The organism is Caballeronia sp. M23-90 (genome assembly GCF_053574605.1).
On sequence record NZ_JBSIPA010000855.1, the window covers coordinates 1 to 1,153 of the forward strand.

Consider the following 1,153-nt stretch of genomic DNA (forward strand, 5'->3'; position numbering starts at 1 on the left):
TGGCGTCGTCGGTATCGCTTTCGGTCAACGTCAGCAACTAGCGGTGCCCGTGCCGGGCGAAACCGATCCGCTGACCCTGCTGGTGCGCGGCACGCAGTTGCTGACGTTGACCGAAAGCGATACCGACGACGCCGAAACCACCGGCTACGTTGTCGTGTTCGATGACATCTCCGACGTCATCTCGGCGCAGCGTTCGGTGGCATGGGGTGAAGTCGCGCGGCGTCTCGCGCACGAGATCAAGAATCCGCTCACGCCGATCCAGCTTTCGGCGGAACGCTTGCAAATGAAACTCGCCGATAAACTTGCGCCCGCCGACGCCGATGTGCTGAGACGCGGCGCCACGACCATCGTGAATCAGGTTCAGGCCATGAAGCAGATGGTCGACGATTTCCGCGAATACGCGCGCACGCCGCCGGCGGTGCTCGGCAACCTGCAGCTCAACGACCTCGTGGCCGAAGTGCTGACGTTGTATGGCATTGAAGAGGGCAAGAGCCCGATCAATGTCGAGCTGACAAAGCTGCCTGTGATTCGCGGCGACGCCACGCAACTGCGGCAGGTGATCCACAACCTTCTGCAAAACGCGCAGGACGCGGTCGCCGATGTTCCCGTGCCGCGCGTGCAGCTCGAAACGAAGACAGTAGAATATGGCGACCCCGATGCGTCCGGACATGCCCGCGTGGCGGTGCGGCTGACGGTATCGGATAACGGTCCTGGTTTTCCAGCGCGAATTCTCTCGCGCGCATTCGAGCCTTATGTCACTACGAAGGCAAAGGGCACGGGTCTGGGTCTTGCAACGGTGAAGAAGATCGTCGATGAGCATGGCGCTCGCATCGACATCCGCAATCGTTCGAAGACTGCCGACATGATCGAAGGCGCGCAGATCTCGATTTTGTTCCTGCAACTCGCGGACGATACCGCCGAACCGGGCGCATCGGCGCCCTCGGCGGCGGCGGGTCACGGAACGACAAAAGCATTAGTGCAGACAAGGGCAGCGTAAATGGCAACCATCCTGGTGGTAGACGACGAAATGGGAATCCGGGAATTGCTCTCGGAAATCCTGAGCGACGAAGGTCACGTGGTGGAGACGGCGGAGAATGCGCAGCATGCGCGGGAGTACCGGTTGCGACAAGCGCCGGATCTTGTGCTGCTCGAC

General features: G+C 61.1%; 2 protein-coding genes. Both read left to right on the forward strand.

Annotation, left to right across the window (positions count from 1 at the left end; translation table 11 throughout):
• Positions 1-997, forward strand: a 997-nt coding sequence (locus ACRXB1_RS36455; protein ID WP_449494827.1) for a sensor histidine kinase, incomplete at its 5' end; no start/stop codon positions are given.
• On the forward strand, positions 998-1,153 hold a 156-nt coding region (locus ACRXB1_RS36460), incomplete at its 3' end, for a response regulator (protein WP_449494828.1).